Genomic DNA, 25,864 nt, shown 5'->3' on the forward strand with positions numbered 1-25,864 from the left:
CCACCCGTGTGAGCCCGATCACCTCATTGGCGTGCAATGTGTCATATGACTTGACACTGCATCAAGTGTTTGAGCGGTACGTATTGAGAACGATCAGTGAGAGTGGAAGGCGGCCGGGGTGCTCTATGCTGGCCGCATGGCGACGCTCCGTGCGGCACAGAAGGAGATGACGCGCAAGCTCCTGCTCGACGCGGGTCTCGACCTGTTCGGGTCCAAGGGCTACGCGACGACGACGGTCGACGACATCGCGTCGGCGGCGGGGACGACGCGGGTGACCTTCTACGCGTACTTCCCGTCCAAGGTCGAGCTGATGAAGGCCCTCATCTCGGAGCGGCTCAACGCCGCGCTCGACCGGACCCCGTCCACCGAGCGCGGGTCCACCGAGCGCGAGCTGGTCGACGTGGTCGAGGACGGCTCGCGCGAGCGGATCCGCGCGTGGCTGGCGTCCACCTCCGAACGGTGGGACGTGATCCGCCCCTACACCACGGCCGCCTTCGAGGCCGCGGCCGTCGACCCCGACATCCGCGCGCTCCTCGACGAGTGGCTGAACGAGGCCACCGGCGACATCAAGGAAGGGCTCGACCGCGCCGGCCGGTTCCCCGCCGGCACCCGCCACTTCCGCGGCGTCGTCGCCATCACCGAGCTCGACCACGTCGCGCGCCACTGGAAGCCGGGCACCTGGGGCGTCGAGCGCGACGAGATGCTGGACGTCCTCACGGAGAGCTGGTTCGGCACGATCGGACGCCACTAGCCTGCCCCCATGAGCCGAACGCAGGGCCCCGCGTTACGCGGCGCCGCCTACCTGGGAGCGGTGCTGGTGTCCGCCGCCCTCCTGCTGGTCGCGCTCGTGGCCCTGGCTCCCACGGAGGACGACCGCTTCGCCGGCTCGGTCGCCGGCATGGAGGAGGTCGCCCGCTCGCTGGCCGAGGGCGAGGAGCTCGGTGAGCGGACCGTCGGCGGTCTCACGTTCGAGAGGGTCTTCCGCGAGAACGGCCTGGTCTACTTCGAGCTGGGCCGGGGGTGGCTGGGGGACCGCGCCCACGGCTATGTCAGGAGCCCCCAAGGGCGGCCGGACGGCGCCGATCACGTGGCGGGCCCGTGGTACCGATACCGGGATGCCGAGGGCTGACGCAACCGATGGTTGCGTGATGGGGGGTTCGGCTGCTAACTTGACGTGCAACCAAAGGTTGCGCGTCAAGGAGGAGCGGGCGTATGGAGTACGGCAGCATCGAACGGGAGATCCACGTCGACGCCTCGCCCGAGGTGGTCTTCGAGGTCGTCAGCCGTCCCGAGCACATCTCGCAGTGGTGGACGGACGACGCCGACTTCGAGGCGGCTCCCGGCGCCGTCGGGGAGTTCGTCTGGGGTGACAGGGCGGTCGTCTCCCCGATGACCGTGGTCCAGGTCGAGCCGCCCCGGCTGTTCTCGTTCCGCTGGTGCTATTCCGACGGCAAGGTCGCCGAATCCCTGCTGGTCACCTTCGAGCTCACCCCGTCGGGCACGGGCACGAGGATCCGGCTCACCGAGACCGGGTTCCGGGAGATGGGCTGGGAGGCCGCCAAGCTGGCCCAGATGTACCGCGAGCACGTCGAGGGCTGGGACACCTTCGTTCCCCGGCTCGGCGCGTACGCGGCGCGCCTGGTGTCGGCTCCATGACCGCCGCCGTCGACGACGACCTGTGGTCCGCGGTCGGTGACCCGACCCGTCGGCGGATGCTCGACCTGCTCCTGGCCGACGGCAGCGGCACCGCCACCAGTCTCAGCGAGCGGCTGCCCGTGACGCGGCAGGCCATCGCGAAACACCTCGTCGTGCTCGACCGCGCCGGCCTCGTCCACGCGGCGCCCGCCGGGCGGGAGAAGAGATACCGGGTGGACGAGGCGCAGCTCGCCCGCGCCGTGGCCCAGCTGTCCTCGGTGGGGGCGGCATGGGACGCCAGGCTCCGGCGCATCAAGCGGATCGCCGAGACGATCCAGCGCGAAAAAGATCACCAGTGAATCCATGGAAGGACCGGCAATGGCAGACATCTTGCACAGAGTGGGGATCAAGGCACCGGCGGCCGACGTCTATGAGGCCCTGACCACCGTCGAAGGGCTCGCCGGCTGGTGGACGGCCGACACCCGGGGCGAGGGCGACGTGCTCCGGTTCAGGTTCGGGACCGACGGGTTCGACATGAAGGTCCTCGACGCCCGCCCCGGCGAGCGCGTGCTGTGGGAGGTGGTCGGCGGGCCCGAGGAGTGGATCGGCACGCACGTCGGCTGGGACCTCGATCGGGCCGACGACTACACCGTCATCCTCTTCAAGCACGCGGGCTGGAAGGAGCCGGTGGAGTTCATGCACCACTGCAGCACCAAGTGGGCGGTCTTCCTCATGAGCCTGAAGTCGCTGGTCGAAACCGGGAAGGGCGCCCCGGCCCCCGACGATGTGAAGATCGACAACTGGAACTGACTGCCAAAAGTCAGTAACGCCCCTTTTGTCCCCGTTTGAGCGCTAGGTGACTTGGCCGTGGCCGGAGCTCCTCAACACTGGAGATCAGGGAATCCGTGGTCCGGAATCTCGGGCACGCCATACGGGCTCCGCCGTCGGGCGGGTCCCAAGGATCTCAGGGGGACCATCGTGAAGCACTTGCTCATCGCCGCGGCCATGACACTGGCCGCCACCGTGACGGGTACCGCCGGCGCGTCCGTCACCTCGCCCGCGCCTCAGCCCACGAACGGAGGCAGCCCGTCAGGCCCGGGGTGCGCGGCCATCGAGGGCAGCCTCAAGGACATCGCCGACAAGCCGGTCGGGACCGCACTCACCCAGGTGCCGGAGCTCTCCACGCTGGCCAAGGCAGTCGAGGAGGCCGGCCTGACAGAGAAGCTGAACTCCGCCGAGGACATCACCGTGTTCGCACCCACCAACGAGGCGTTCCAGGCTGTCCCGAAGGAGCAGCTGGACCAGCTCATGGCGAACAAGGAAGAGCTCACCAAGGTTCTCCAGTACCACGTCGTCCAAGGGAAGCACATGGCCGCCGACCTGGAGGGCGCGCCGCTCACCACCCTTCAGGGCGGGGACCTGACGGCGAAGGCCTCCGGCCAGGAGATCACGGTCAACGACGCGAAGGTGGTCTGCGCCGACGTGCCCACGCGTAACGCCACCGTCCAGGTCATCGACAAGGTCCTGATGCCCCAGTAGGGCAGGACAGACGCCCACGGCGCACGCGGCGCGGTCTCGCGCCGCGTGCGCCTCATCTTCCGGTCGGCATCGACTTCAGGCACAGCGCGGCCGCCCAGGTCCAGATGGCCGTGCCGCCGACGACCATCAGGCGGAAGTCCTGCGCGGGGAACGCGGCGAACCCCAGGACGAGGTAGGCCACCGGTGCCAGGACGCTGTAAAGAGCCCAGCCACGCTGACCGGCGCGGGCGAACCGGCGGGCGAACACCAGGCACGCCACGCTCAGCGCGAGGCCCATCCCGACCGGGGCGAGGTTGTGCAGCATGCCGTGCCAGCTGACCTCGCCGGGGCCGTCAGGGGTTCCGACGGGATATCCCTCGGCCGGGTCGGTGGGGAAGACGCCGGCCCAGATCAGGCTCGCGCCGTAGACCCCGATGAGCCAGGTGCCCCAGGCGCGGCCCGGCGTCCCGGGCCGGAGCGTACGGCGCAGACCGGCGACGGACGCCAGCACCAGCACCCCGCAGAGCAGGAAGTTGCACGTCTGGATCCAGCCGTAATCACCCAGGCTGAGCATGCTGAGCGGGTGGCGCCGGGCGTCGAACCCGTCGCGGGTCATGGCCTGCGCCACGATCAGCAGGACGAACAGCGGCCCCGCGGCCACTCCGCAGGCGAGCAGGGCGCGGGTCGTGCGCAGGGGTGGCCGGTCAACGGCGGTGTCGGAGGACATGGTCGATCTCCATCGGTCGTGGCTGATTGCAAAAATGAGCTTGTACGTAAAAATATCCTTTGTCAACAAGGTCGGCAGAAGGACGTCGATCAGCCGTGAGCAGTGGTAGGTATGGCCCTGCGAGGGCCCGAGACAGCCGCCTCAGGCGGCGGACGAGGGGAAAGGGGAAGATCCGCGCCTTTCCACTTCCAACCTATAGCGCACCCCAGGGCTTGCGGCAAGACCCGGGTCGTGCCGCACAATCGTCGGCCGGGGCCAGAACCTGCGGAAACTTGGGGGGCGCACGTGCGTTTCGGAGCTGTTGACACGAACCCGCTGACCACCAGCGCGTTCGACCTACCCGGCAACCTCGCGCCCAAGGCCGACCCGGCCTTGATCGCCGGCGACGAGCGGCACTTCGCGGCCATCGCCGAGAGCCTGCGGCAGACGATCGCCGAGCTGTCCGACCGGCTCGACGCCACGCGGAAGGCGCCAGGCGGCAAGGGCCGGGCGGCGCTGGACCGGGACCTGGAGGTCCACCGGCTGTCCGCCCGCCTGCGCGCGCTGCGCAGGTTCGGTCTCGACCTGTGCCTCGGGCGCATGGTCGGCGCGGACGACTCCGAGCCCGTGTACGTCGGACGGCTCGGCCTGGCGGACGGCGAGGGTCGCCGGCTGCTGCTCGACTGGCGCTCACCGGCGGCCGAGCCGTTCTTCGGAGCCACCCACGCCAACCCGATGGGCCTGGCGAGCCGCCGCAGGTACCGATGGACGCGTGGCCGGATCAGCGACTACTGGGACGAGGTCTTCACCTCCGACGGGTTCGACGGGCACGCCGCGCTCGACGACCAGTCCGCCTTCATCGCCAGCCTCGGCGGCAACCGGTCGAGCCGGATGCGCGACGTGCTCGGCACCATCCAGGCCGACCAGGACGCCGTCATCCGCGCCGGATCCCGTGGCGCCCTCGTCGTCGACGGCGGTCCCGGCACGGGGAAGACCGTCGTCGCGCTGCACCGCTCCGCCTACCTCCTCTACTCCGACCCTCTGCTCGGCCACCGCAGGGGCGGCGTGCTGTTCGTCGGCCCGCACCAGCCCTACCTGGCCTACGTGTCCGACGTCCTGCCCAGCCTCGGCGAGGAGGGCGTGCAGACCTGCACCCTGCGCGACCTCGTCGCCGAGGGCGCCGCCGCCGGGGTCGAGACCGACCCGGAGGTGGCCCGTCTGAAGGCGTCCGCGGACCTGGTGAAGGCGATCGAGCCGGCCGTCAGGTTCTACGAGAACCCGCCCACCGAGGAGATGACGGTCACCACCGACTGGGACGAGGTCCGGCTGAGCGCCGACGACTGGGCCGAGGCGTTCGAGGCGCCGGAGCCCGGCACCCCGCACAACGAGGCGCGCGACCGGATCTGGGAGGAGCTGCTCACGATCCTGGTGGACAGGCACGAGGTCGAGGCCCCGGCCGACCTGATCCGAAGGTCGCTGCTGCGCAACCGGAGGCTGCTCACGACCTTCAACCGCGCGTGGCCGATCATCGAAGCCGCCGACCTCGTCGGAGACCTGTGGACCGTGCCCGCCTACCTGCGGATGTGCGCCCCCTGGCTCAGCCCCGACGAGGTGCGGAAGCTGCGGCGCGCGGACGCCCAGGCCTGGACGGTGTCCGACCTGCCGCTGCTGGACGCGGCCCGGCAGCGGCTCGGCGACCCGGAGGCGTCACGCCACAGGCGCCGCCAGGAAGCCACCCTCGCCGCCGAGCGCGAGCGGATGTCCGCGGTCGTCGACCACATGATCGAGGCCGACGACGACGGTGAGGGCGCGGTGATGATGCTGCACGGACAGGACATCAAGGACGCCCTGGTCGACGAGAGCATGCTGCCCGGCGTCGAACCGGACCGGCTCGCCGGCCCGTTCGCGCACGTCGTCGTGGACGAGGCCCAGGAGCTGACCGACGCGGAGTGGCAGATGCTGCTGCTCCGCTGCCCGTCCAGGAGCTTCACCATCGTCGGGGACCGCGCCCAGGCCAGGCACGGGTTCACCGAGTCGTGGCAGGAGCGGCTGGAGCGGGTCGGGCTCGACCGGGTCAGCCTGGCCTCGCTGACCATCAACTACCGGACGCCGGAGGAGATCATGGCGGAGGCCGAGCCGGTCATCAGGGCCGCGCTCCCGGACGCCAACGTGCCGACCTCCATCCGGAGCGGCGGCGTCCCCGTCGCGCACGGGTCCGCGGGGGAGCTGGACTCGATCCTGGACGGCTGGCTCGCCGCGAACGCCGACGGGACCGCCTGCGTCATCGGCGATCCCGCGTTCCGGGCGACGTCCCGGGTCCGGTCGCTGACTCCGGAGCTGGCGAAAGGGCTCGAGTTCGACCTGGTCGTCCTGGTCGACCCGCAGGCGTTCGGCGAGGGCGTCGAAGGAGCGGTAGACCGCTATGTCGCGATGACCAGGGCGACCCGGCAACTGGTCGTCCTCACGAGCCCCTGACGTCCGGGCCGCCACTATGGGATCTCAAGCGGCCCCCCTTCCGGTCTCCTGACGGCCGGACCGCAGGACGCCTTAAGGGATCCGTAAGCAGGTCCGGCGAAGCTGTCGGTACGACAGAACGGCGCGGCCGGACAGCCCCGCCCCTTCCCCGGAGGACCGTCATGAGGACGATCACCGCAAGCCTGTTCATCTCCCTCGACGGCGTCATCGACGAGCCGGCGGAGTGGCACTTCCCGTACTTCAACGAGGAGATGGGCGCCGCCGTGACGGAGGGCATGGCCGACACCGTGCTCGTGGGCCGCAAGACCTACGACAGCTTCGTGGGCGCGTGGCCGGAGCGCGAGGCGGCGGGCGGCGAGGACGCCGACTTCGCCAAGACGCTCGGCGACGCGCGGAAGATCGTGGTGTCGCGCCAGTCGCTGGAGTTCACCTGGCGCAACTCCGAGCAGCTGCGGGGCGACCTGATCGAGGGCGTGACCGCGCTGAAGAACGAGCCGGGCGGCCGGATCGCCATGAGCGGCTCGGTCTCGGTGGTCCGGCAGCTGCTGGCCGCCGGGCTGCTGGACGAGCTGCACCTGCTGGTGCACCCGATCGCCGTCCGCAAGGGCGAGCGGCTGTTCGACGAGGGCGGCGACGCCATCCCGCTGGAGCTGGTCAAGTCGCAGACGTTCACGACCGGGGTGCTGTCCCTGGTCTACAAGCCCGAGGGCGCCTGACCACGGCCAGCTCTACAGCCTGTAGAGTGAGCGCTTCCTCCAGGTGAAAGGGTGCGGCATGCTGCGCTGGTTCAGGATCGTTGCGGTGGCCGAGGCGTGCTCGTGGGCAGGGCTGCTGATCGGCATGTTCTTCAAGTGGGTGACGGAGACCACCGAGCTCGGGGTGAAGATCTTCGGGCCGGTCCACGGAGCGCTGTTCGTGCTGTACGCGGCCGGGGTGGTGCTCGCGGCGCGCGAGGCCGGCTGGAGCCGCGGCACGGTGGTGCTGGGCCTGGCGTGCGCCGTGCCGCCGTTCACCTCGCTGTGGTTCGAGCGCCGCATGGCGTCGCGCATGGTGACGCAGTCCTGATCCGAGCCCTTCAGACGCAGGTGTAGCCGGACGGCAGGGCGTCGCCGCTCGGGCGGCTCACCTGGAAGCCGACGCTGGTGGTGCTGGCTCCGGCGGCGAGGGTGCCGTTGTGGGCGACGTTCCTGATGGTCACGGTCTGCCCGCTGGTGGTGACGGTGCCGTTCCACGAGCCGGTCAGCGTGTGGCCGGCCGGGAGCGTGAAGGTCACCGTCCATCCGGTGATGGTCGAGCTGCTCGTGTTGGTGATGGTCAGCGGCTGCACGACGTAGCCGGTGCTCCACTGGGTCTGCACGGTAGGGACGGCCGCGCAGGTCCCGCCGGACGGGCCGGGCTGCGTGGTGACCTGGGCGGTGTTCGAGACCGGCGAGGTGTTGCCCGCGGCGTCGCGTGCCCTGACCTGGTAGCGGTAGGTGGTGTCCGGCGTCAGGCCCGTGTCGGCGTACGAGGTCGTGGCCGAGGTGCCGACCTGGGTGAACGTGCCGCCGCTCGGCCCGGGCGCGCGCAGGATGTCGTAGCCGGCCAGGCCGGTGTCGTCGGTCGAGGCCGTCCAGCTCAGGCTCGTGCCCGTGGCCGTGGTGCCCGAGGCGGCGAGGCCGGTGGGCGCGGTCGGCGGGGTGGTGTCGCCGGAGCCGCCGAGCGCCGGGGTCTGCCAGTCACGCCACTCGGCGAGGTTGCCCCGCTTGCTGGGGGAGATCCGCATCGAGCCCGTGTGGCTGCCCGTGTTCCGCAGGAACTTCTGGATGGTCTGCTGCAGCGGGGTGCGCCATTCGGACCGGGTGGCGCAGTGGTTGCCGTCCTGGACGTCGGACCAGTAGGTGATGTTCGCCTCCGCGCCGAGGGCCTTGTAGACCTCCGCCCCGCCGAGGGCGCCGACGCTCGCCGACCTGGCGGCCAGCCAGTCGATGTGCGGGTTGTCCATGACGAACAGACCGCGCGGCGCGATCATCGCCACGACCGAGTGCGTGTCGACCGGCAGCCTGGCCGGGTTGCCGGTGAAGGACCCGAACGCGTCGCCCAGCCACGGCTGCTCCCCGTAGGCGCTGCTCAGCGGCTGGGCGCCGCTCTCGCCGGGGATCACGCGGAAGGCCGCGAGGCCGCCGCTGCCCGGCTCGATCGGCATGGTCAGGGCGATGCGCTGGTCGAAGGCGCCGGCCACGAAGGCGCCCTTGCCGTACCGGGAGCAGCCCGTGACGCCGGTCGCGTCGGCGGTGAGCACGCTGCCGCCCGACTGCTCGATGACGTCGATGATCCGGCTCACGCCCCACGCCCAGGCGGCCAGCAGCCCCGTACCGCTGGAGGAGCCGTAGACGTTGTAGAACGCGCCCTGCTTGCTGGAGCGCGGCGTGCCCTCCCGCCCCACCGCGAGGGGGTCGTAGGTCACGACGGCCGCGCCGGCCGCCTTGATCGTGGCCGTGTCCGCGCCCAGCCCGCCCAGGACGATGACGGCGGGGAACGGGCCGGAACCGCTCGGCAGGTCGACGCCCGCCGAGAAGCTCGCGCTCCTGCCGTTGTGCGACACGTTCACGGTGATGCCGGTGCGTGACACCGTCCCCGTCACGCCGGACGGCTTCGCGGGCTTCTCGCCGTAGACGAACCTCTCCGCCAGCGCCTTGATCTCCGCCCTGTGGCACCGCCACTCGGACCTGGCGGAGACGCGCGTGCCGTTCAGCTTCATGAACGGGTCGGGAAGCCGGGAGACGGTGGGCAGGGACCCCTCGCCGGGCAGGCCGGACACCGCGCAGTCGGCGCCCTCGTCCTCGACCCCGGCGGCCGCGACGGCCTCGGCGGAGGTCAGCGCCACGGCCCCGGCGGCCGCGAGCGTCACGGCCGCCGCCAGCGCGACGGCTCTCGTACGGATCCCGATGATCACCGGAACTCTCCCTTGCGGTGAGGGGTCGGTGATCAGTCTGAGAATCCTCCCGAAACATGTCAATCAAGAGCCGAAATTTTCGGTCCGTACGATCACGCAATCCATCCATGAGCTGGCGATATGCCTCTGGAAACCGGCTGAAACGAGTTCAGAGGCCGAGGTAGGCGCGGCGCACCCGTTCGTCGCCCGCCAGGTCGTCGCCCGACAGGGTGATGACCCCGCTCTCGATGACGTAGGCGCGGTCCGCGAGCGCCAGCGCCTGGGCCGCGTTCTGCTCCACCAGCAGGATCGCGACGCCGCTCTCGCGGATGCGCCCGAGCGCGGCGAAGACGGCGCGGACCATGAGAGGGGCCAGCCCGACCGACGGCTCGTCCAGCATGAGCAGTCTCGGCCGGGTCATCAGCGCGCGCCCGATGGCCAGCATCTGCTGCTCACCGCCGCTCATCGTGTCGGCCCGCTGGTCCAGCCGTTCGGCGAGCCTCGGGAACAGCTCCAGCACCCTGTCGGCGGGCTCGCCCGTGTGGTAGGCGCCCATCGCGAGGTTCTCCGCGACGGTGAGCGGGCCGAACAGCGCGCGGCCCTCCGGGACCTGGACGAGCCCGCGCCGCACCACCGCGTGGACCGGCAGCCCGGACAGCTCCTCCCCGTCGAACACCACCCGGCCGGCGGTCGGCCTGAGCAGCCCCGAGGCGACCCGCAGCGTCGTGGACTTACCCGCGCCGTTGGCCCCGACGAGCACGACGATCTCCCCGGCCGCGACCTCCAGCGACAGGCCGTGCAGGACCCGCAGGCCGCCGTATCCGGCGTCGACGCCGTCAAGCGAGAGCATCATCGGAGTCCTCTCCCAGATAGGCGGTCACGACGCGGGGATCGCGGGCGATCGCCGCGGGCTCCCCTTCGGCGAGCACGCTCCCGCGATCAAGCACCAGCACCCGGTCGGCCAGCCGCATCACCGCCGGCATCACGTGTTCGACCAGGACCAGCGTCATGCCCTCCGCGCGCAGCTCGCCCAGCAGGGTGATCATCGGCTCCCGCTCCGCCGGGGTGAGCCCGGCCAGCACCTCGTCCAGCAGCAGCACCTTCGGCCGGAGCGCCAGCGCCCTGGCCAGCTCCAGCTGCTTGCGCGCGGCGGCCGGCAGTTCCCCGGCGGGCCGCGACAGGTAGGCGCCGAGCCCGATCCTCTCGATCGTCCCGGTCGCGGCGGCGACGGCCTCCTTCCTGGTGCGGAGGTGCGCGCCGGCGGCCACGGTCACGTTGTCGAGGACGGACAGGGCGGGGAAGGGCCGGGTGAGCTGGAACGTGCGGACCAGGCCGGCTCTGGCGCGCAGATGGGCGGGCCGGGCGGTGACGTCCTGGCCGTCGAACAGGATCCGGCCGCTCTCCGGCCGCTGCTCGCCGGAGATCACCGAGAACAGCGTGGTCTTGCCCGCGCCGTTGGGCCCGATGACCGCGTGGATGGTGCCCCGCTCGACCTCGAACGTCACCGAGTCCAGCGCGCGCAGGCCGCCGAACGCCTTGCTCACCCCCTCCATGCGCAGGATCATCGCGACCTCCTGGCGAAGCCGCCGTACAGACCGCGTGGCATGGACAGGACCACGACGATCAGGAGCACGGCGTACATGATCACGTCCAGCCCGCTGCGGCCCTGGAGGAAGGAGAGGAACTCGGGCGGCGTGCGGACCACCGTCGCGGCCACGTCCGACAGCGGGGCCAGCACCGCCGCGCCGATCAGCGGCCCCCACACCGTGCCGACGCCGCCGATCACCGCGGGCAGGATGGCCTGGATCGACACCGACGGCCCGAAGGCGAGGTCCGGGCTGACGAACAGGTAGTAGACGGCGTAGAAGCCGCCGGCGACCGAGGTGAGCGCGGCGGAGACGCCGATCGCCAGGATCTTGTGGCGGACCACCGCGACCCCGGCGGCCGCGGCGGCCGTCTCGTCCTCGCGCACGGCCACCAGGTTCAGCCCCGCCCTGCTGCCGAGCAGCACGATCACCGTCGCCACGCACGCGAGCGTCAGCAGCAGCGCGACCCAGAAGTACGCGGGGTCGCCGACGTCGAACCGGAGCGTCCACCACCCCTGCTCGCCGGTGACGGGCAGGGTGAGTCCGACCGCGCCGCCCACGAGCTCGGAGTTCAGCGCCGCCAGCCTGAGCATCTCCGCGAAGGCGAAGGTGGCCAGCGCGAAGTAGGCGCCCTTCAGCCGGTAGCGGACCGCCAGATAGCCGGTGACGACGCCGAACAGCGCGGCCACCGCCATCCCGGCGAGCAGCCCGAGCCACGGCGAGAGCCCCAGCTCGACGGTCAGCAGCGCGGTGGTGTAGGCGCCCAGTCCGAAGTAGGCGGCGTGCCCGAAGCTGAACAGGCCGCCGAACCCGCTCATCAGGTTCCAGGCCACGGCCATCATCGCGAACATCAGAGCGCGGACGGCGACCGCCTCCTGCGCGGGCGGCAGCAGCAGGGGCAGCGGGGCGAGGGCCACGCCGATCGCCGCGAGCACGACGAGCCTTCTGATCACGCCGGCCTCCCGAACAGGCCCTGCGGGCGCCAGAGCAGGACGAGCACGAACACCGCGAACACCGCCAGCAGCGGGCTCTGCCCCGGCAGGTAGATGCCGCCGAGCTGCTCGGTCAGGCCGACGATCAGCCCGCCCGCCACCGCCCCGGGAACGCTGCCCAGACCGCCGAGCACCACGACGACGAACCCGATGATGTTGAACAGCTCACCGGCCGTCGGCTCGACGGTGACGAGCGGCGTCACGAGCGTCCCCGCGGCCCCGGCGCAGGCCGTGCCGGCGGCGAACGTCAGCGCGTGCAGCCGCCGCACGTCGAGCCCCACCAGCGAGGCGCCCTCCGGGTTGGCGGCCACCGCCCGGATCGCGGTGCCCAGCCTGGTCCTCGTCAGCAAAAGCCACACCGCCCCGGCCAGCCCCATCGCGCCGGCGAACGCCAGCACCCTGCTGAGGTCGGCCACCGCGCCGAGGACGCGCAGCGGGGTGTCGAAGGAGACCGCGACCGTCCTGGTGTCGCCGGAGAAGGCCAGCAGCAGGGCGTTCTCCAGCAGCATCGCGATGCCCAGGGTCAGCAGGAGCTGCGCGGCGAGCGAGCCGCCCATGGTCCGGCTCACCAGGTGGCGCTGCACGACGTAGCCGAGGCCGAACAGCAGCGGCACGCTCACCAGCAGCGACAGGTAGGGGTTCAGCCCGGCGCCGGTCGCGAGCAGCGCGGTGGCGTACATCCCCAGCGTCATGAAGGCGCCGTGCGCGAAGTTGACGATGTCGAGCACCCCGAAGATCAGCGTCAGGCCCATCGCGACCAGCGCGTAGACCCCGCCGAGCAGCAGACCGGTCAGCACCGCCTGGGCGGTGACCGATCCGCTGCCCGAGCGGGCCCACGCGCCCGCGACCACGGCCACCGCCACGAGGATGCCCAGGCCGGCGCGCGAGATCAGGTGGTTCACTCCGCGGCGGGCCTCGGCTCGGCCACGGCCTTGGCCGCGGGATGCACCGGGACGACCTTGCCGTCCTGGACTTGCAGGACGATCGGGGTGGCGTTCTCGTTCTGCCCGGACTCGTCGAATTGGACGGGGCCGTCGAACGCCATCAGCGTGTCGAAGGAGATCCCGGCGAGCGCCTCACGGATCTTCGCCGGGTCCCGGCTCGCCGCCTTCTCCAGGGCCGCGGCCACCAGCCTGACGCACTCGTACGAGGTGAAGGGGATGAAACGCAGTTCCTCGCCGTACTCGGCCTGGAAGGCGTCGAGGATCGCCTTCGACTCCGGCTTGGTGGCGTCGTAGTTGAAGTTGGAGTCGTAGACGCCCTCCGCGGCTGCGCCCCCGTCGCGCGGGAAGACCGGCGAGCTGAAGGCGCCGTGCGAGACGCCGAGCACGATCTTCACGCCGGGCTGGACCGACGCGATGGCCTTGGCGGTGAGCAGGCCGTCGCGGTAGTAGCCGGTGACCGCGAGCGCGTCCACCCCGGCGGCCTTGACCTTGGTGAGCTCGGTGGTCAGGTCGGCGGCCTTGAGCGCGTCGTAGGTGATCCGCGGGCCGACCTGGAGGCCGAGCTTGGCCGCCTCGTCGGTGAACGACTCGTACGTCGAGGACCCGTAGTCGGTCTGCTCGTGTAAGTAGGCGACCTTGGTGATCTGCTGCCCGGTGCGGTCGGCCAGGTCCTTCAGGTAGCGCGCGCCGTACCTGCCGAGGGTGTCGGAGGAGGGCTGGAGCCGGAAGGTATAGGTGTAACCCTGCTTGAGTATGTCGTCGGCGGAGGCGACGTCGATGACGAACGGCACCTTGTTCCGCTCGGCCACCGTGGCGACCTGCGCGGCGACCGCGCTCTGGTAGGGCCCGACGAGCGCCACGGCGCCCGCCTGGGTGAGGCGCTGCGCCTCGCTCTGGCCGATCTCCGGCTTGCCCTGGCTGTCGGCGTCCAGGATCTCCAGCTTCGCGCCGCCGAGCGACTTGATGCCGCCGGAGTCGTTGATCGCCTTGGCGGCGAGTTTGATCGCCTTGGACATCTGCTGGCCGTCGAAGGCCAGGGCGCCGGTGAGGGGGTGGATGGAGCCGATCTTGATGGTGCCCGACGCGTCCGGCGAGGCCGGGGCGGCCCCGCCGGGAGCCGAGCCGCCGCAGGCCGTCAGGGAGAGAGTCAGGAGCGTGCCGATGGCGATACAGGACTTGATACGCATGGCGTCGTCCTCGGGGGGGTTGCCTCGGTTCCATCTTCTGGAACGCTGTTTCGCTGATGTTGGCAGCAGGCGCGCGCCGCGGTCAAGCGACTTGTCCCGTTGATCCAGCGCCTGTCAACCTGCTGTGAAGTGGCGCAAGACGGGAAGGTTAGGACCGGTGATGTGGTACGAGTGTGATGGATACAGCAGGGGGAACACTCTGACATCTAGGTGTGATACACCCCCATAGGCGTATTAATGTCCCCGAACTTGTCGCACAGTGAGAAAGTCAGGTCAATGCGGATTCTGGTCCTCGGTGGTGACGGCTATCTTGGCTGGCCCACCGCCCTCCACCTCTCTCAGACCGGGCACGAGGTCGCCGTCGCCGATAACTTCGCCCGGCGGCAGTACGACTTCGAGCTCGGCGTGGAAAGCCTGGTGCCGATCGAATCCCTGCAAACCAGGATTTCCACCTGGCACCGGCTGACCGGTAAGACCATCCAGGCGTACATTGGCGACCTGATGGAGGCGGACTTCACCTACGACATGATCCGCGACTTCCGTCCGGACGCCGTGGTCCACTTCGCCGAGCAGCGGGCCGCCCCCTACTCGATGATCGACCGCAAGCATGCCGTCTACACGCAGGTCAACAACGTGGCGGGCACGCTGAACGTGCTCTACGCCATCGCCGAGATCGACCCCGAGATCCACCTGGTCAAGCTCGGCACCATGGGCGAGTACGGCACCCCCAACATCGACATCGAGGAAGGCTGGCTGGAGGTCGAGCACAAGGGGCGCAAGGACCGGGTGCTCTACCCCAAGCGGCCGGGGTCGTTCTACCACCTGTCGAAGGTGCACGACAGCCACAACATGGAGTTCGCCTGCCGGATCTGGGGCCTGCGCGCGACCGACCTCAACCAGGGCGTCGTGTACGGCCAGCAGACCCCGGAGACCGCGCTCGACGACCGGCTCGCCACCAGGTTCGACTACGACGCGGTGTTCGGCACGGTCCTCAACAGGTTCGTCGTCCAGGCGGTGCTCGGCCACCCCCTCACCGTCTACGGCAAGGGCGGCCAGACGCGGGGCATCATCGACATCCGCGACACCGTCCGCTGCATCCAGCTCGCCTGCGAGAACCCGGCCGAGCGCGGCGAGTTCCGCGTGTTCAACCAGATGACCGAGTCCATGTCGGTCGCCGACATCGCCGAGACCGTCGCGCGGAGCTTCCCCGACGAGGTGACGATCAACAACCTCGACAACCCCAGGGTCGAGAAGGAGGAGCACTACTACAAGGTCGTCCACAGCGGCCTGGTGGAGCTCGGCCTCGAACCCCACCTGCTCTCCGACACGCTGATCACCTCGCTGTTCGACGTGACCAAGCGCTACGCCGAGCGGGTCGACCTCGACGCCATGCAGCCCCGGGTCGACTGGCGCGGCGCCCTGGGCGGAGAGAGGCGGTGAGCGCTGAGGAAGGCGCGTTCGCCCGGGCCACGGGCCGCACCGCGGAGCGGGAGGAAGGCGGCCACGACAAGCCGCGCTACCGCCGTTACCAGTTCGACCTGATCGCCCCCCACTGCGGGCGCAGCGTGCTGGAGGTGGGGGCCGGGCTGGGCGAGTTCGCCAGCCAGTTCACCGGCCTGGACCGGCTCGTGGTCACCGACGTCGACCCCGACGCGGTCAAGGTGATGAAGGCCCGCTTCGCCGGCCGCGGCGAGGTGGAGGCGGCCCAGTTCGACCTCGCCTGCGGAGCCAGCCTGGACCGCCCGGTCGAGACCGCGATCGCCATCAACGTGCTGGAGCACTTCGAGGACGACGCCGCCCTCCTCACCCTCCTCGGCCGCTCGGTCACCCCGGGCGGCACGCTCGTGCTGTGGGTGCCCGCCTACCAGAGCCTGTACGGCGACTTCGACCGCAAGGTCGGTCACTTCCGCCGCTACACCCCGGCCACGCTCAGGGACGCCGCGGTGCGCGCCGGGCTGGAGGTGGAGCTGTCCCGCCCGGTCAACCTGCTGGGCGGGATCGCCTGGTGGGCCGCGGTGCGGCTGGGCAAGGCGGGCTCGCCCAAGGCGGGCGCCGTCGGCCTGTACGACAAGGTCCTGGTCCCGGTCACCCGGGTGCTCGACCGGGTTCTGCCGATCCCGTTCGGCCAGTCGATCCTCGGCGTCTTCCGGGTGCCCGGCGACCGGGGGCACGCGGCGTCGTGATCCAGGTTCGTCGTCTTCTGCGGGGAGCTCTCCCGCGCATCTTCGGGCGCTACGCGATCGGTTCGGTGGTGGCGGGCGTGGTCAGCGAGATCACGCTGCTGACGGTCTACGGGCTGGAGCTTCTCGGCCCGTCGGCCGCCTCCGTGGTCGCGTGGGGGCTCGGCGCCGTCGTCAACTACGTGCTCAACCGGTGGTGGGCCTGGAAGCTGCGCGGCCGGCCCAAGCCGCTGCGCGAGCTGCTCCCGTACTGGCTGACCGCGGTGGTGGGGCTGGTCATCGCGTCATGGGGCACCGGGGTCGCCGACCGGGTGGGACACCAGATCTTCGACACCGACGGCCCCCGGGTGATCTTCGTGGGGGCCGTCTTCCTGGGGATCTACGGGCTGCTGTTCGTGGCGAAGTTCTTCCTGTTCCACTACTTCGTCTTCGCCGACACCCGCTCGGGTGAGGAGGGCGCCGAGCCCGCAGAGGAGGGCGACGAAGCCGGCCGGCGGCGCTCACGGAGCCAGGTCCCGAGCACGACCCGCGAGTAGCGGTAGCCGTAGACGAGGTTGCCGCCCTTCTTGGTGGTGCCGGCCGCGCGCAGTCGCATGGTGGCCGGCACCTCCACGACCCGGAACCCCCGCGAGATCACGCCGATCAGCAGCTCGGACGACTGGTACTGCGGCTGGGTGAGCGTGACCGCCCCGGTCACCTCCGCCCGCATCGCCCGCAGGCCGAACGAGGTGTCGGTGATCCGCTGGCCGGTGAACCGGCTGATCAGGAACGCGAACACGTGCACGCCGAGGCGGCGGACCCTGTCGTGGGTCTCCTGCCGCCCCAGCACGCGGGAACCGGTCGCGAAGTCGGCCTCCCCGCGCAGCACCGGGGCGAGCACCCGCTTGATGTCGGCCGGGTCGTACTGACCGTCGGCGTCGGTGGTCACGATGTAGCGGGCGCCGCTCTCGCGAGCCAGACGGTAGCCGAGCCGCAGCGCGGCGCCCTGCCCGCGGTTCGCGGGGACGTCGCAGACCATGGCCCCGGCCTTGCGCGCCTCGGCCGCCGTGCGGTCGGTGGAGCCGTCGACGACCACGATGGTCGCGGTCTCCATCCCGTCGACGACCGCCGGGATGCCGTTCACCGTGGCGCCGATGCTGCGCTCTTCGTTGTACGCGGCGATGACGATCGCGACGGGAGGCAGGTCCGAGCCGTATTCCGAGGTGAACTCCGCCATCGCGGCGGCGTCGATGTCCACCGGTGTCTCCGGGCTCGTCATGCGTCTTCCTCCGGTTTGTCGCTTTTAGCCGCAGATCATTCTGCTGCAGATGGCGTGAAGTCCGGCCATACTGTGGCCATTCCCGAGGTCAAATCGTGGCGAGGCTGATATCCGAGGGCCTTCGCCGCCGAGATGTCGAGCACGACCGCCGGCATCTCCCCCTGCTTCGCGGGGACGTGCTCGACCGGGATGGGCGCACCGGTGACCGTCCGCGCCGCGTCGATCAGGTCGTGCACGCTCACCGACGTGCCGGACCCGACGATCAGGGGACCGTCGTGGTCCTCGCGCCAGGCGAGCAGGATCGCCTGCACGACGTCGTCGACGTGGACGTAGTCGCGGAGCTGGGCGCCGTCGCCGTACACCTGGACCCCCCTACCCTCGGCGGCGGCCCGCATCAGCCTCGGGACGAAGCTGTCCTTGTGGAGCATCCCCGGGCCGTACACGTTGGCGAAGCGCAGCGCGCTCGTGCGCATGCCGTAGACGCCGGAATAGGCGCTGAGCAGCATCTCGCCCGCGGCCTTGGTCGCGCCGTACGGCGTGAGCGGGCGCAGCGCCAGGCTCTCGCTGATCCGGACGCCGCCGACGTCGCCGGTGACGGCGTTGGTGGACGCCAGCAGGAACCGCGGCACCCCGCGCTCCCTGGCGAGCTCCAGCAGCCCCGCCGTGGCCTCGACGTTGGTCTGGTATGTCCCGGCCGGGTCTTCCACCGAGCGGAGCACCGACGTGACGGCGGCGAGGTGGACCACCGCGTCGAGCCCGGCCGTCACCGCCCGCTCGCGCACCCCGGGATCGCGCAGGTCGCCCACGACGGACAGCACGCCGGGATCCGGGTGCGGGTCGAGGTCGACGACCGTCACCTCGGCCTTCTCGGCGAGCAGCGCCGCCACCAACCGCTTTCCGATGAACCCCGCTCCGCCCGTGACGAGCACGCGGGCCCCGGCCACCTCCGGCATCTCCTGGCATTCCTTTCCCTCAGGTCCCAGCGACGATACCGGCATCCGGACGGTGGACCCGCATCGGTTCTGGCGATGTGGAGGGCATTCCCAGCAAACGCTTGGACTCCCTGCGTAGGCTACGGTCTTTGTCGTCCTGTCGACCGACCGCGAGGCAGTTGGAGGAGTGCACGTGAGCCCAGCTCTGGTGGTGGGCCCTCCCCTTGTGGCCGGCCTGGTCCTGGCACTGGCCGCGCAACGGCGCGGCTGGGCGCCGCCGCTGTGGGCGGCGCTGGCGGTCGGGGCCGTGCTCCGGATCATCGCGATGGCCTGGGCCGCGCAGGACCCCGCCCAGCCGTACGACTTCGCCAACGACTTCTCGATGGCGGCCGCCGAGGTGCTCGAAGGCCGCAACCCGACCACCCACATGCGCGACGGCGGCTGGCACTTCCTGCCGTTCCTCGCCTACGTGCTGGCGGGCCAGAAGGAGCTGGGCGACCTCATCGGGCTCTCCTGGAACTGGTCGGGCCGGATCGTCCCCGTGCTGGCCGACCTCGCGCTGATCCCGCTGGTGGCCAAGCTCGCCGGCGAGCGCGGGGCGCTGCGGGGCTTCCAGTACGCGTGCGTGCCGCTCGGCATCATGGTGAGCGGCATCCACGGCCAGTTCCCGCCGCTCACCCTGGTCTTCGGGGTGGCCGCGCTGGTCGCCGCCCGCGCCGGGCGCGCCCACTGGGCCGGCGTGCTCATCGGCCTGTCGGTGGCCTGCACCAACTGGTCGGTGCTGCTCGTGCCGGGAGTGGTCCTCGCCGTCGCGGGGTCGCGCCGCCTGGTGGTGCTCGGCTGGACCGCGGCCGTTCCCGGGCTGTGGCTGCTCAGCAGCGCGGTGTTCCTGGACACGCCGGTCACCGGGCTCGTCGACCTGGGCAAGGCCATCATGTCGACGCGCCCGGTGGTGGGCGACTGGGGCTGGACCGCCCTGGTCACGGGCGGCGACCAGGACGTCTCGTCCGTCCTCGGCAGGATCGGCACGCTCGTGCTGGTCGCGGGGCTGCTCGCGGCCGGGTGGTGGTGGCGCGGGGCCGACCCGGTCGACCTGACCCTGGTCCTGCTGCTCGTCTTCCTCATCCTGACCTACCGGCTCGGCGCCCAGTACCTGATGTGGCCGGTGCCCTACCTCCTGGCCCGCGCCGGCCGCGCCACCTGGCCGGTGATCACGGTGACCAGCGCCTGGGCGGCGGCCGGCTACCTGCGCGTCCAGATGTTCACCGGGATGGGCTGGTGGCAGTTCCACAGCGTGTGGGCCCTGTCCTCGCTCGTGGTCATCCCCTTCCTGATCGCCGCACTACCGCCCAGAAACCCACCCCGTCCCGGCCCCGCCGAGCCCGTCCGGCCGACGGGAGCCATGTCAGAGCCGTAGCCGCCCCCGCGTCAGCGGCCGGTGCGCGTGGACCAGAGCGCCTTGCCGCCCGACCTGACGTAGATCACCACGTTGCCGTCGTTCTGCACGGCCAGGAAGGCACCGGGCGTGGTCGTGCGGCTGTGCCACACGGCCTTGCCGGCGGCGTCGTAGACGACGAAGTTGCCGTCGGTCTGCATGGTCGCGAACGCGCCCTTGCGGGAGCCGGTGGTCCTGGTGCTCCACAGTGCCTTGTCCGCGCTGCTGTAGAGGACGAGGTTGCCGTCGCGCTGCATCTCCAGCCGGTAGCGGCGGTCGGTGGACCGCCGCAGCTGACCGGGCCGGAGCGTGTCGCCGGGGCGCAGCAGGTTGTCCAGGCCGGACATGCGGTCCCACACGGCGTCGCCCGCCTTGCTGTAGACGACCAGGTTGCCGTCGTTCTGCACGGCCAGGAACGAGCCCGGCCTGGTGGTGCCGCTGTGCCACACGGCCTTGCCGGCGGCGTCGTAGACGACGAAGTTGCCGTCGGTCTGCATGGTCGCGAACGCGCCCTTGCGGGAGCCGGTCGTCCTGGTGCTCCACAGGCCCTTGCCGGTTCCGCGCCGGTAAAGGACGAGGTTGCCGTCCTCCTGCATGACCAGCAGGTAGCGGCCGTCGGGGGAGCGCCGGGACTGGCCGGCTTTGAGGGTCTCGCCGGCCCGCAGCAGCTCGCCGGCGGCGGAGACGGTCGTGGCGGAGGTGGACGCCGTGGCGGCGACGGCGACAGTCGCCGGGGTGAGCGTCAGCGCGCCGCCGAGCGCCACGACGGCCACCGTCTTCATGGATGTACGCATGGGTGTGCCCCTTGGGGAGAGTGGTGTCACGACCGGTACGCACCGGTCGATGGCACAACCTAGGGAAGAGGCACGGGGTATTCGATCTTTTCGAAACCCGCCTAACAGTCAGCTCATCAAATCGACCAGGGCCTCGCCCCGTGAGGTCAGACCGATGCGCACGTGGCGGCCGTGCCGCTCGCGCTCCAGGAGGCCCGCCGCCTGCAACTGGTCGCAGTGGTAGCTGGCCGTGGCCGGGGTGCAGCTCAGGAGGCCGGCCAGCTCGCCCATGGTGAGCGGCACCCGGCCCGCCCTCAGTATCGTGGCGCGCACCCGGCCGACCGTCAGGGCCAGGCTGTCCTTCTCGTCGCTCTCCGCCTCGTGGCCGGACCAGAGCAGGCCCACGGCGGGCACGGGGTAGCCGATCCACGCCAGCCCCGGCCGGTCGAAGGAGAACAGGCACGCGCCGTGACCGGAGACGACCGGCACGAACGTCAGCTTCCTGCCGCCCAGGTCGAACCGCCGGCCCTGCTGGTCCGGCAGCCTGATGGAGGTGCCGCCGAACCTGAACCTGCTGTTCAGGCCGGTGAGCACGGCCTCCAGAGCGCCGGTGACCGCCGCGACGCCCACCCGCTCGCGCTCCTTGCCGAGCAGCCCGCCGGCGCGGTGCCACGTCGGCGCGAAGTCCTCCCACAGCCTGCGCATCAGCCGCGCGTAGACGCGGAGCCACGCCCGCGGGCGGTCCACGACGGGCTGCCAGTGGACCGGCGCCCCGGCCCCGAACTCGGCCTCCAGTTCCCTGATCAGGGTCGCCGGGTCCAGGTCCTCAAGCATCTCCAGATAGGTCTCGACGTCGCCCTCGACCATCGTGGCCGTCGCCGTCAGGCAGTCGGGGATGATCGAGCAGTACGGGTCGAACAGCGGCTTCAGCGCGGCCGCGTCCTCGCCGATCACGCCGGCCACCCCGCGCCGCCAGTGACCGGGCACACCGTGCGGCCGGCCGCCCACGCTGCCCGCGGCCAGCGACAGCAGGCTGACGCCGGGGTGCAGCGCCACCGTCGCCCTGACCTCGTCCAGCGGTCCGAGTTGCAGTTCCGAGTACCCGTTCATCGTCCCCCAGCCGCCGGTCGAGCCCGGCCGATGGCTATTGTGCACAGAGCCTGGGGGACGCGGTCATCCGCCCGCAATCATTAAGAGAATCCTCGAAACGAGGGCCGACGGGCTACACGCGGCCCGGCCAGTCGGCGTAGCGGATCTCGCCGAGCACCGCGCCCTCGCCCGGCACCAGCGAACGCTCGTGCAGCTCGGCCCCGAAATAGCGCGCGTCCGGGTCGGTGACCACCTGGCGGGGGTCACCCCAGGCGGCGAGCGCGTCGCGGAAGAACTCGTCCATCCTGAACTGCTCCGGCCCGGCGACCTCGACCCTGCCGTTCAGCGGCGACCCCACCGCGGTCCTGCCGACCTCCTTGGCGACCTCGTCGCCCGCGATGGGCTGGTAGAGCACCGGCGCGATCCGTACGGTGCGGCCGTCGGTGGAGGCGGCGTCGGCGATCGTCCGGGTGAACTCGAAGAACTGGGTCGCGTGCACGAGCGAGAACGGGATCCCCGCCTTCTCGATCAGCCGCTCCTGGGCGAGCTTGGCCTGGAAGTAGCCGCTGTCCGGCAGCCGCTCGGTGCCCACCACCGACAGCGCGACGTGATGCCCGACGCCGGCTTCGGACTCCGCGGCGAGCAGGTTGCGGGTGGAGGTCTCGAAGAACTGCATGACGGCGCTCTCCTCGAACGACGGGGAGTTCGACACGTCGATCACCACGGCCGCGCCGGACAGGACCTCGGCGAGCCCTTCGCCCGTGAGGGTGTCGACCCCGGTGTTCCGCGCCGCCGCCACCGCCTCGTGCCCGTACTCGCCGAGCCTGGTCACGAGCTTCGACCCGATCAGGCCCGTCCCGCCGATTACCACGATCTTCATGACAACGCCTTCCTTGTCCCCTGGTGAACCAGGGTTCCCGCCCCTGGGACAAGGCAAGCCCGCAGTCCGTGCCAACTCCGGGGAAATTGTGCGGTCAGCCGGGAAGGCGGCAGACCGACACGTGCGAACGCGACTCGGCGGTGAAGGCGGCGCCGGACCAGTCGGCATGCCTGCTCTCCAGCTCGAACCCGGCCAGCTGCGCCATGCGGGCGACGAAGGCCATGTCGGAGCCGTAGCGATCACGACGAGATCTTCCGGACGTCCCCCGAGATCATGCCGGGCTCGTGAACCGGCGCCCTTGTCGATCGACGTGTTCCGGCCGGGCAGGCCGAGTCATTAGGCTGCCTCACGACGAGGGCCGCGTGCGGTGGGGGCGAGGTGACCGGTGTGGCGGAGGAAGCGGCACGGCTGCTGGTGCGGTTCGGCCGCCGTTACGCGGCCGCCGTGCGCCTGGCGACGCTGGTGCCGATCTGCGCTGTCGCCCTGTTCAGGGCGTCCCCGGAGCACTTCGCGGCCACCGCCTCGATGGTCGCCGTCGCGGCGGTGTGGACGTGCGGCTACGTATGGTGGCTGCGCCGGGGCCGGGGGGACGCGCTGCTCGTCCCCGACGTGATCGTCCTGCTGACCCTGACTGCGAGCGTCACCTGGACCGGCGCCCTTGAGGACACCAATTTCGGATGGTCACGGCTCCTGGTCACCTTCGCGTGCGTGACGTGGCAGTGGCACACCTCGCTGCCCGTGGGAGCCGTCGTGGCTCTGGTGGCCGGAGGCGGGGCGGCCGTCATCGTCGCCATGGCGGTGCCGGACCCGAGTGTGATCAGAGGCAACCTCTGGGCGGTGCCGGCGGCCGCGCTGTCCAGAGCCGCCTGGACCCTCCTGCGGCAGGCCGCAGACAGGGCCGACCGGATGGCGGCCGAGGCCGCCCGGGCGCGTGCCGCCGCGCAGGCGGCGGCGGCCGTCCGCGCCGAGGAACGCGAGCTCGCCAACGCCCTGCACGACACGGCCGCGACGACCCTCCTGATGGTCGGCACCGGGCAGGTGCGCTCCGACTCCGCCTGGCTCGGCCCGCAGGCCCGCCGCGACCTCGACAGGCTGCGTTCCGACAGCAGGCGGACGCCCCGCCCCGCCGACCTCGTCGACCTGCTCAGGGCCGACCTCGACGCCGCTCAGCTCTCCGTGGAGTTCGACCTGCCGGCACGCTTACCACTCCCGGCGGGGGTCGCGGCGCCCATCGCCGACGCGGCGCGCGAGGCGCTCACCAACGTGCGACGCCACTCGGGCACGACACGGGCGACCGTCCGCCTGCGCGGGGACTCCCGGTCGCTGCGGCTCGACATCATCGACGAGGGAAAGGGATTCTCCCTGGAAGACGTCCCGGGCCACCGCCGCGGCATCCGCGAGTCCGTGCGCGGCAGGATGACCCGCATCGGAGGCACGGCCACCGTCGTCTCCGCCGAGGGCGAGGGCACCCGAGTGCGGCTCGAATGGCCGGCCGGCCATGACTGACGCCGCCGGGGAGCGGACCGGAGCCCAGCTCAAACGCGGCCTCCGGATAGCGACGCTGCTCGTCGCCGTGGCGATAGCCGGCGGTCTCGGCGGCGCCAATCTGATGCGCCACTGGGACGTGTACGAGTGGCCGGTCGCCCAGGTCGTGGCTCTCGCGATGCTGGCGGCCGTGCTCGCCTGCGAGGCCGTGCTGCTGGTCCGGCGGCGCCCGTGGAACCGGCTGCGCTGGGCCGCCGTCGCCGTGGTGCTCGCCGCGTCCGCTCTCTCGTACGCGACGCTGCCGGACGGGCGGACGTCCACCACCACCGACTGGATCTTCGGCGCGGCGAACTGGGCGGGCTTCACCGTGCTGCTCGACCGCCCGTTGCGGACCTCGGCGGGGTTCCTGGCCGCTCACGAGCTCGTCGCCCTGCTCCACCTGTTCCTGTTCGACGAGCCCGACCGGCAGGCCCTGGCCCGGTTCGCCACCGGCTCGGTGACCGTGATCGGCTTTCCGCTCTGCGTGGCCGTGGGCGCGGCCGTGCTCCGCGGCCTCAGCGCGGCGGCGACCACCGCCCAGCGGGAGCTCGAACGGGTGCGCGTGGTGGAAGCCGTCGCGGCGGCGTCGCACCGCCGCAGGCAGCAGCGGTTCACCGAGCTATCGGCGAGCACGATCCCGCTGCTGGAGGGGTTCGCCGACAACTCGCTCCGGCCGGACGATCCTGCCGTCCAGCGGCTGTGCGCCATCGAGGCGGCCCGGATGCGGCGGCTGTTCGCCGAGACCGACACCGTCGCCGACCCCCTGGTACACGAGCTGCGCCACTGCGCCGACGTCGCCGACCGCAAGGGCGTCGAGGTGGAGCTGGACACGCGCGGGCAGTGGCCGACGCCCCCCGTGGCCGTCCGGCGCGATCTCACCGAGCCGGTGCTGACCGTGCTCGCCACCGCCGCCTCCCGGGCCAGGGTCACCGTCGTGGGCAGCGCGGACCTGGTGTCGGTGAGCGTCGTCGCCGACAGCGGCGAGGTGGACGTGCCGGATCCGGCGACGCCGGGAGTGCTGGTCGAGACGCTGCGCAATGACGAAACGGTATGGATGGAGGTCCGATGGCAGCCCACCGCGCCGGCGACGAGGTGATCACCGCGGTGATCGTCGATGATCACGCGGCCATCTCCGCGGGCGTCAGCGCCTGGTGCGCCGAGGCCGCGCCGCCGATCGACCTCATCGACGCGGGGGAGCGACTCGCCGACGTGTGGACCGGGCCGGGCGCCGCCGCCGACGTGGTGATCTTCGATCTGGAGCTGGTCCCCGGCAGGCCGGACTTCGGCGAGCTGCGCAGGCTGGTCCACAGCGGCAGGCGCGTGGTCGTCTACTCCCAGCACACCGACGACGCCACCGCGATCAAGTGCGTCGACCTCGGCGCGCTCGCCTACCTGACCAAGCGGGAGGGTCCCGAGCACCTGGTGACGGCCATCAGGGCCGCGGCGCGGGGAGAGCCCTACACCGCGCCGTCGCTGTCCGGGGCGCTCGCCGCGGACCAGTCCCCGGACCGGCCGCGCCTGTCCCAGCGCGAGACCGAGGTGCTGCGGGCGTGGTTCGTCTCCTCGTCCAAGGACCTCGTCGCCGCGAAGCTCAACATCACCGTCAAGACCGTCGAGACCTACATCGCGCGCGTACGCGTCAAGTACGCCAACGTCGGCAGGGCCGCCCGCACCAAGAGCGACCTCGTCACCCGCGCCATCGACGACGGCGTCATCACGCTCGCCGAGCTCAACCAGACGCTCGACCACACGGAGGCCACGCTGTAGGGCGTTCGCCGGACACCGGCCCGCCGCCCGCCTCCCTAGAGTTGCGATCAAGCTGCGGCCGACACAGGG

At 71.3% G+C, this 25,864-nt stretch carries 28 protein-coding genes and 1 pseudogene; 16 read left to right on the plus strand and 13 right to left on the minus strand.

Going from position 1 to position 25,864, the window contains the following annotated elements; translation table 11 throughout:
* The first annotated feature begins 136 nt into the window (after positions 1-136).
* The 6 genes from AB0K05_RS15705 to AB0K05_RS15730 all read left to right on the plus strand — a co-directional run bounded on the left by AB0K05_RS15705 (position 137) and on the right by AB0K05_RS15730 (position 3,174).
* Positions 137-751: a TetR/AcrR family transcriptional regulator gene (locus AB0K05_RS15705; protein ID WP_148035235.1), complete on the plus strand. Its 615-nt coding sequence runs from the start codon at positions 137-139 to the stop codon at positions 749-751.
* A 9-nt stretch (positions 752-760) separates the two neighbouring features.
* Positions 761-1,129, plus strand: a complete 369-nt coding sequence (locus AB0K05_RS15710; protein ID WP_271275647.1) for a hypothetical protein — start codon at positions 761-763, stop codon at positions 1,127-1,129.
* Positions 1,130-1,212: 83 nt separating this feature from the next.
* The gene (locus tag AB0K05_RS15715) at positions 1,213-1,656 is read left to right on the plus strand and encodes an SRPBCC family protein (RefSeq protein ID WP_271275648.1); all 444 of its coding nucleotides are present in this window, start codon (positions 1,213-1,215) and stop codon (positions 1,654-1,656) included.
* Positions 1,653-1,994, plus strand: a complete 342-nt coding sequence (locus AB0K05_RS15720; protein WP_148035232.1) for a winged helix-turn-helix domain-containing protein — start codon at positions 1,653-1,655, stop codon at positions 1,992-1,994. The genes AB0K05_RS15715 and AB0K05_RS15720 overlap by 4 nt, the downstream gene beginning before the upstream one ends.
* 19 nt (positions 1,995-2,013) lie before the next feature.
* Complete coding sequence (locus AB0K05_RS15725; protein ID WP_271275649.1) at positions 2,014-2,445, plus strand: SRPBCC domain-containing protein; 432 nt, start codon at positions 2,014-2,016, stop codon at positions 2,443-2,445.
* A gap of 168 nt (positions 2,446-2,613) precedes the next feature.
* Entirely contained in the window at positions 2,614-3,174 is a 561-nt protein-coding gene (locus AB0K05_RS15730; protein ID WP_271275650.1) for a fasciclin domain-containing protein, read from the plus strand.
* 52 nt (positions 3,175-3,226) lie between these two features.
* Here AB0K05_RS15730 and AB0K05_RS15735 read toward each other — a convergent pair whose 3' ends face one another.
* Positions 3,227-3,880: a DUF998 domain-containing protein gene (locus tag AB0K05_RS15735; protein WP_364229696.1), complete on the minus strand. Its 654-nt coding sequence runs from the start codon at positions 3,878-3,880 to the stop codon at positions 3,227-3,229.
* Between the two features lie 285 nt (positions 3,881-4,165).
* Here AB0K05_RS15735 and helR point away from each other — a divergent pair, with 285 nt between their 5' ends.
* From helR to AB0K05_RS15750, 3 genes are all read left to right on the plus strand, one after another.
* Positions 4,166-6,334: an RNA polymerase recycling motor ATPase HelR gene (gene helR / locus AB0K05_RS15740; protein WP_364229698.1), complete on the plus strand. Its 2,169-nt coding sequence runs from the start codon at positions 4,166-4,168 to the stop codon at positions 6,332-6,334.
* 161 nt (positions 6,335-6,495) lie between these two features.
* Positions 6,496-7,050 carry a dihydrofolate reductase family protein gene (locus tag AB0K05_RS15745; RefSeq protein ID WP_219546733.1) on the plus strand — a complete coding sequence of 185 codons (555 nt, stop codon included), beginning with the start codon at positions 6,496-6,498 and terminating at the stop codon, positions 7,048-7,050.
* 58 nt (positions 7,051-7,108) lie between these two features.
* Positions 7,109-7,399 (plus strand): DUF3817 domain-containing protein, encoded by a 291-nt coding sequence (locus AB0K05_RS15750; RefSeq protein ID WP_219546732.1) that lies wholly within the window; start codon positions 7,109-7,111, stop codon positions 7,397-7,399.
* Positions 7,400-7,409: 10 nt separating this feature from the next.
* Here AB0K05_RS15750 and AB0K05_RS15755 read toward each other — a convergent pair whose 3' ends face one another.
* From AB0K05_RS15755 to AB0K05_RS15780, 6 genes are all read right to left on the minus strand, one after another.
* Positions 7,410-9,269, minus strand: coding sequence for a cellulose binding domain-containing protein (locus tag AB0K05_RS15755; RefSeq protein ID WP_271275653.1), 1,860 nt, complete (start codon positions 9,267-9,269; stop codon positions 7,410-7,412).
* A gap of 148 nt (positions 9,270-9,417) precedes the next feature.
* Positions 9,418-10,098, minus strand: a complete 681-nt coding sequence (locus AB0K05_RS15760) for an ABC transporter ATP-binding protein (protein ID WP_364229792.1) — start codon at positions 10,096-10,098, stop codon at positions 9,418-9,420.
* Complete coding sequence (locus tag AB0K05_RS15765; protein WP_271275655.1) at positions 10,085-10,813, minus strand: ABC transporter ATP-binding protein; 729 nt, start codon at positions 10,811-10,813, stop codon at positions 10,085-10,087. The genes AB0K05_RS15760 and AB0K05_RS15765 overlap by 14 nt, the downstream gene beginning before the upstream one ends.
* A complete protein-coding gene (locus tag AB0K05_RS15770; protein ID WP_364229701.1) occupies positions 10,810-11,787 on the minus strand; it encodes a branched-chain amino acid ABC transporter permease in 978 nt (325 codons plus the stop codon). The genes AB0K05_RS15765 and AB0K05_RS15770 overlap by 4 nt, the downstream gene beginning before the upstream one ends.
* The gene (locus AB0K05_RS15775; RefSeq protein WP_271275657.1) at positions 11,784-12,728 is read right to left on the minus strand and encodes a branched-chain amino acid ABC transporter permease; all 945 of its coding nucleotides are present in this window, start codon (positions 12,726-12,728) and stop codon (positions 11,784-11,786) included. Before AB0K05_RS15775 ends, AB0K05_RS15770 begins: the two co-directional genes overlap by 4 nt.
* Positions 12,725-13,957 (minus strand): ABC transporter substrate-binding protein, encoded by a 1,233-nt coding sequence (locus tag AB0K05_RS15780; RefSeq protein ID WP_271275658.1) that lies wholly within the window; start codon positions 13,955-13,957, stop codon positions 12,725-12,727. The genes AB0K05_RS15775 and AB0K05_RS15780 overlap by 4 nt, the downstream gene beginning before the upstream one ends.
* A 276-nt stretch (positions 13,958-14,233) precedes the next feature.
* Here AB0K05_RS15780 and AB0K05_RS15785 point away from each other — a divergent pair, with 276 nt between their 5' ends.
* From AB0K05_RS15785 to AB0K05_RS15795, 3 genes are read left to right on the plus strand one after another with little or no spacing between them, the layout of a single operon-like run.
* Complete coding sequence (locus tag AB0K05_RS15785; RefSeq protein ID WP_271275659.1) at positions 14,234-15,397, plus strand: NAD-dependent epimerase/dehydratase family protein; 1,164 nt, start codon at positions 14,234-14,236, stop codon at positions 15,395-15,397.
* Positions 15,394-16,140, plus strand: coding sequence for a methyltransferase domain-containing protein (locus AB0K05_RS15790; RefSeq protein ID WP_271275660.1), 747 nt, complete (start codon positions 15,394-15,396; stop codon positions 16,138-16,140). Before AB0K05_RS15785 ends, AB0K05_RS15790 begins: the two co-directional genes overlap by 4 nt.
* Entirely contained in the window at positions 16,137-16,673 is a 537-nt protein-coding gene (locus AB0K05_RS15795; RefSeq protein WP_148035218.1) for a GtrA family protein, read from the plus strand. Before AB0K05_RS15790 ends, AB0K05_RS15795 begins: the two co-directional genes overlap by 4 nt.
* On the opposite strand, the gene AB0K05_RS15800 is transcribed toward AB0K05_RS15795, so the two are convergent.
* Both AB0K05_RS15800 and AB0K05_RS15805 read right to left on the minus strand, forming a co-directional pair.
* The gene (locus AB0K05_RS15800) at positions 16,556-17,395 is read right to left on the minus strand and encodes a glycosyltransferase family 2 protein (RefSeq protein WP_364229704.1); all 840 of its coding nucleotides are present in this window, start codon (positions 17,393-17,395) and stop codon (positions 16,556-16,558) included. The two genes, AB0K05_RS15795 and AB0K05_RS15800, sit on opposite strands and share 118 nt — an antisense overlap.
* A 35-nt stretch (positions 17,396-17,430) precedes the next feature.
* On the minus strand, positions 17,431-18,348 hold the full coding sequence (locus tag AB0K05_RS15805; RefSeq protein ID WP_364229706.1) for an NAD-dependent epimerase/dehydratase family protein: 918 nt from the start codon (positions 18,346-18,348) through the stop codon (positions 17,431-17,433).
* 172 nt (positions 18,349-18,520) lie between these two features.
* Here AB0K05_RS15805 and AB0K05_RS15810 point away from each other — a divergent pair, with 172 nt between their 5' ends.
* Positions 18,521-19,744 carry a hypothetical protein gene (locus AB0K05_RS15810; protein WP_364229708.1) on the plus strand — a complete coding sequence of 408 codons (1,224 nt, stop codon included), beginning with the start codon at positions 18,521-18,523 and terminating at the stop codon, positions 19,742-19,744.
* Positions 19,745-19,755: 11 nt separating this feature from the next.
* Here the strand turns inward: AB0K05_RS15810 and AB0K05_RS15815 are convergent, their stop codons facing one another.
* The 4 genes and pseudogenes from AB0K05_RS15815 to AB0K05_RS15830 all read right to left on the minus strand — a co-directional run.
* Complete coding sequence (locus AB0K05_RS15815; protein ID WP_271275664.1) at positions 19,756-20,556, minus strand: PQQ-binding-like beta-propeller repeat protein; 801 nt, start codon at positions 20,554-20,556, stop codon at positions 19,756-19,758.
* 108 nt (positions 20,557-20,664) lie between these two features.
* Entirely contained in the window at positions 20,665-21,645 is a 981-nt protein-coding gene (locus tag AB0K05_RS15820; RefSeq protein WP_364229710.1) for a winged helix-turn-helix domain-containing protein, read from the minus strand.
* Between the two features lie 112 nt (positions 21,646-21,757).
* Positions 21,758-22,504, minus strand: coding sequence for an SDR family oxidoreductase (locus tag AB0K05_RS15825; RefSeq protein WP_148035212.1), 747 nt, complete (start codon positions 22,502-22,504; stop codon positions 21,758-21,760).
* A gap of 94 nt (positions 22,505-22,598) precedes the next feature.
* Positions 22,599-22,709, minus strand: a pseudogene (locus AB0K05_RS15830) (SAM-dependent methyltransferase); the annotation flags it as partial.
* Between the two features lie 182 nt (positions 22,710-22,891).
* On the opposite strand from AB0K05_RS15830, the gene AB0K05_RS15835 reads away from it, so the two are divergent.
* Genes AB0K05_RS15835 through AB0K05_RS15845 form a run of 3 tightly spaced genes read left to right on the plus strand, consistent with a single transcriptional unit; the run spans position 22,892 to position 25,795 of the window.
* Positions 22,892-24,010, plus strand: a complete 1,119-nt coding sequence (locus tag AB0K05_RS15835) for an ATP-binding protein (RefSeq protein ID WP_364229713.1) — start codon at positions 22,892-22,894, stop codon at positions 24,008-24,010.
* Complete coding sequence (locus AB0K05_RS15840) at positions 24,003-25,124, plus strand: hypothetical protein (protein ID WP_219546722.1); 1,122 nt, start codon at positions 24,003-24,005, stop codon at positions 25,122-25,124. The genes AB0K05_RS15835 and AB0K05_RS15840 overlap by 8 nt, the downstream gene beginning before the upstream one ends.
* Positions 25,094-25,795: a response regulator transcription factor gene (locus AB0K05_RS15845; protein WP_219546721.1), complete on the plus strand. Its 702-nt coding sequence runs from the start codon at positions 25,094-25,096 to the stop codon at positions 25,793-25,795. The genes AB0K05_RS15840 and AB0K05_RS15845 overlap by 31 nt, the downstream gene beginning before the upstream one ends.
* Positions 25,796-25,864: the final 69 nt, after the last annotated feature.

The organism is Nonomuraea sp. NPDC049486 (assembly GCF_040676925.1).
Classification (GTDB): Bacteria; Actinomycetota; Actinomycetes; order Streptosporangiales; family Streptosporangiaceae; genus Nonomuraea; species Nonomuraea ferruginea.